Source organism: Eubacterium ramulus ATCC 29099, from assembly GCF_000469345.1.
In the GTDB taxonomy this organism is placed as follows: Bacteria; Bacillota; Clostridia; order Lachnospirales; family Lachnospiraceae; genus Eubacterium_I; species Eubacterium_I ramulus.
Map to the genome: position 1 here is coordinate 1 of NZ_KI271137.1, position 4,045 is coordinate 4,045.

At 32.0% G+C, this 4,045-nt stretch carries 5 protein-coding genes and 1 pseudogene; all 6 read left to right on the top strand.

Annotated features, from left to right (window positions below):
* Positions 1-131: 131 nt before the first annotated feature.
* The 6 genes and pseudogenes from HMPREF0373_RS17340 (at position 132) to HMPREF0373_RS10005 (ending at position 3,960) form a co-directional block, all read left to right on the top strand.
* Entirely contained in the window at positions 132-416 is a 285-nt protein-coding gene (locus HMPREF0373_RS17340) for a hypothetical protein (RefSeq protein WP_044963842.1), read from the top strand.
* A pseudogene (locus HMPREF0373_RS17860) lies at positions 407-526 on the top strand (M15 family metallopeptidase); the annotation flags it as partial. The gene HMPREF0373_RS17340 and the pseudogene HMPREF0373_RS17860, both read left to right, overlap by 10 nt.
* A gap of 77 nt (positions 527-603) precedes the next feature.
* Positions 604-1,143: an RNA polymerase sigma factor gene (locus HMPREF0373_RS09990; protein ID WP_021739589.1), complete on the top strand. Its 540-nt coding sequence runs from the start codon at positions 604-606 to the stop codon at positions 1,141-1,143.
* Positions 1,130-1,909, top strand: coding sequence for a hypothetical protein (locus tag HMPREF0373_RS09995; protein WP_021739590.1), 780 nt, complete (start codon positions 1,130-1,132; stop codon positions 1,907-1,909). The genes HMPREF0373_RS09990 and HMPREF0373_RS09995 overlap by 14 nt, the downstream gene beginning before the upstream one ends.
* The gene (locus tag HMPREF0373_RS10000; protein ID WP_021739591.1) at positions 1,893-2,777 is read left to right on the top strand and encodes an ABC transporter ATP-binding protein; all 885 of its coding nucleotides are present in this window, start codon (positions 1,893-1,895) and stop codon (positions 2,775-2,777) included. Before HMPREF0373_RS09995 ends, HMPREF0373_RS10000 begins: the two co-directional genes overlap by 17 nt.
* Positions 2,770-3,960, top strand: coding sequence for an ABC-2 family transporter permease (locus HMPREF0373_RS10005; RefSeq protein WP_021739592.1), 1,191 nt, complete (start codon positions 2,770-2,772; stop codon positions 3,958-3,960). Before HMPREF0373_RS10000 ends, HMPREF0373_RS10005 begins: the two co-directional genes overlap by 8 nt.
* Positions 3,961-4,045 lie beyond the last annotated feature (85 nt).

Sequence of the window (4,045 nt, forward strand, 5' to 3'; positions counted from 1 at the left end):
TAAGGCTTGACTTTTAATAGTTAGTCTTCCTTTTATTGATAAATAAGTTTAGATACTAACTCTTTTGTCGTTTTGGTTGTTAATTATATTAAAAGTAGAAATATTTTGATAATGAAAGTGTGGGAGAGAAAATGAACAAAAGAAGATACAGCAATCGCAGAAGAAAGAATATTTTACGAGTATTCATTCTTTTAATGACTATCATAATAACCGTTGTAATGTGGAGAACAATAAAAATCGATGTGCAGGTTGAAGAATTAACATTACCGAAAATTTTGCAGTCAGAAAAGTCCTTTGCAGACACTTCGGGTGAATGGAATCTTATTTTGGTCGATCGAAATCATTATATTCCAGATAATTATCAAGTAGAATTGACAGAATTATCGAATGGTAAAAAAGTAGATTCACGGATATAACAGGAATTAGTAATGAACCATGGCATTACCGTTATGTTGGAATGACTGTCGCTAAAATAATGAAAGAAGAAAATTTATGTTTGGAAGAATATTTAGAAAAATATAAATAAAAACAAAAGAAAATCCTAACTTTTTTTATAGTAGGATTGTTATATTTTTTAGAAAACAGAGGGAGGCAAATTTGCGAATGGAATACAAAACTGATTCTTTGTTAGTACATCTAGCAAGAGCAGGAGATGAAGATGCGTGTGAAAAACTGGTCAAAAAATATTACTCAAGTATATATCAATATTGTTTGCTACATATCAATGATCCCTATGAGGCAGAGGATTTGACACAAGAAGTGTTTACACGTTTCTTTTCCAATTTATATAGATATAAAGAATATGGAAAAGTTAAGAATTATCTTTATACAATTGCCGGAAATACCGTTAAAAATTATTACAAAAAGAAAAAAGATATTCCATCAGAGGAACTGCTAAAATCAGAGGACTGTAGTAAAAATCATGTAGAAGAGCTAGGAGTCCGATTAACTATTGAACAGGCAGTGAGAAAGTTACCGGAAGAAATTAGAGAAACGGCAGTTTTATATTTTTTTCAGGAATTGAAGCAAAGAGAAATTGCAGAATTACTTCATATCAAACTTTCTCTTGTAAAATATCGAATCGGAAGAGCAAAAGAACTTTTAATGAAAGAGTTTGAGGTGAAAAAAGATGAAGAATTATAAGCAACAAATAAAGGAATATAAAGAGGAGATTGAAGAAAAGTATGTAAGGATTGAAGCAGAAAACAGAACAGTAAAAGTATGTCAGAATATTTTGTCAGAGTCAATTTTATCGAAACAATCGCATAGAACATCTTATTTTGAATTTTTGTATGAGCAGACAAAATTCATAAAAAAAAGATGGTGGATTTTACAAGGTTGTATTCTTATGTGTCTATGGATATGGTTGAGTAATTATACGTCAGACATAAAAGATATGATGAGGATTATGGGAATATCTGCCACAATATTTGTGGTTCTGATTATCCCGGAAATTTGGAAAAACAGAAGAAATGGTGCGATTGAGATTGAGCAGGCGTCTTATTACACACTGCGTCAGATTTGTACAGCAAGAATGTTAATGTTTGGAGTAGTGGATCTGGTGATCGTTATGGCGTTTTTGGCAATTACATATCAAACAACAATACTCTCGTTAAGAGATTTAGTGGTTAATTTTTTACTTCCGGTAAATGTTTCATGTTGTATATGTTTTCGTGTGTTGTACAGCAGATGGGAAAAATCAGAATATATAGCAGTGCTTTCCTGTCTGGTATGGGTTGGTTTATGGATGATGATTGTTGCAAATGATGTTATTTATCAGAAAATTGTAACTCCGGTATGGGTGGCTATGCTGATATTGACTTTTGTATATTTTATTTTTTGTGTTCAGAAGTCATTGCTATTTGATGAAAAAATTTTGGAGGATTACACGTATGAAATTAGAATTTAAAAATGTAACAAAACAATACGGAGAAGTAAATGCTGTTAATAAAGTGAATTGTGTTATGGAAAAAGGAATTTATGGACTGCTTGGAGTAAATGGAGCAGGAAAGACCACATTAATGCGTATGCTTTGTACGATTGTTCAACCATCAGAAGGACAAATATTATGGAATGGTAAAGATATATGGAAACTAGGAGGTGAATACCGAGAAGTTCTGGGATATTTACCACAGGATTTTGGATATTATCCAGATTTGACCGTATATGATTATATGATGTACATTTCTTCTATAAAAGGGTTAAAAATTGCGTTTGCCAGAAAAAAAGTGAAGCAATTATTAAATCAAGTAGGAATGGAAAAATTCAGTAAAAGAAAAATGAAGAATTTGTCTGGAGGAATGGTTAGACGTGTAGGAATAGCACAGGCGATGTTAAACGATCCGCAAATTCTTGTCCTGGACGAACCTACCGCTGGATTAGACCCGAATGAAAGAATACGTTTTCGTAATTTAATTAGTGAATTGTCGGAAGAGCGTTTGGTGCTTTTGTCTACACATATTGTATCGGATATTGAATACATTGCGAATAATATTATGTTAATGAAAGATGGAGAACTTTTTTATGCAGGTACTGCGGAAGATTTAGTATCTTCTATGAAAGAAAAGGTATGGCAATGTAATGTTTCGAGAAATATGATAGACAAATATATGAATGAATATTTGGTTGGAAATATAAAAACAACAAAAACCGGAGCAGAGCTTAGAATTATTTCAATAGAAAAGCCAACAGAAGATGCTGTGGCTGTAGAAAAAAATCTGGAAGATGCATTTCTATTTTATTTTGGAGAAAAATCGGAGGAAAAACAAGATGCTTAAATTAGAATTAAAACGAATTTTTTCAAAGAAAATTAATGTATTTGCAATCGGATTGGCATTGATACTTGCTGTCATTTTTAGCGGATTTGCAGTTACAAGTAATCGTTATGTGGATGAGAATGGAAATGCTAGTACTGGAATTATGGCAACAAGAAAACTTACAGATAACAGACGAGCATGGAAAGGTACATTGACAGAAGATGAACTTGGAAAAGTTATAGAACAAAATAAAAATGCGATGACACAATCCTCAGAAGAAAATGCGATTTATGGAACGACATTACAACCGATAGATGATATTAGGGGTTTTATAATATCGGTATTAACACCGGATGCAGAATATGATGAAAGTGTTCTAAATCAAATTACAGAAGAAAATATACAAGAGTTCTATGACACTTATCATAAAAATATGGAAAAGATGGCAGAAGAATATGGAAAGACTTCTGTTCAGAAAAAATACTTGGAAAAGAAATATAATGAAATAAAATTACCAGTAGAATACGAATCTTATAGTTCGTGGGATACTATGATTATGTATGTAGAAACGTATTCTATTATTCTGGCAATCATAGTTGGTTTTATTTGTGCTGGAATATTTGCAGATGATTTTCAGACAAAAGCAGATGCAGTATTTTTCTCTACAAAGTATGGACGTACAAAAGCTGTTAAAACAAAAATACTGGCAGGAATAGCTACGACAGTTATGATTTATTGTATGGGAATTATATTACTTAGTGTGATTTGTTTTGGAATTATGGGAACCAGTGGTATGAATACACCTTATCAAATGTATCAGGCATATAGTATTTACATTATGTCATATGGACAATACTATTTGTTGACAGTTGTATGTGGATTTATAGCCAGTATGTTGGCGGCTGTGGTGTCTATGTTAGTAGCGGCTAAAATGCATACAATTAGTGTCGCTGTTTGCATACCGTTCTTTTTATATTGCTTATTGCCATTTATAGGACGGGCATTTTCTGGGTATACAACGCTTTTTAATTTGATACCAACAATTTTGACAAATGTACAGGCAAGTGTAAAAGTCCCACTTATTTATCAGATTGGGAATTGTGTATTTCGACAAATTCCGCTTGTAATGGTAATGTATACAGTGATGGCAATAGCCTTACTGCCTTTTATTTATAAGAGTTTTCGCAGATACGGAAATAAGTAAAAATTGTATTCATACTCATGAAAAACAAAGTAAGTAAAATATTTTCTGGAAAAATCAAAGCATAATTTAAAGATTTACGGCGGGG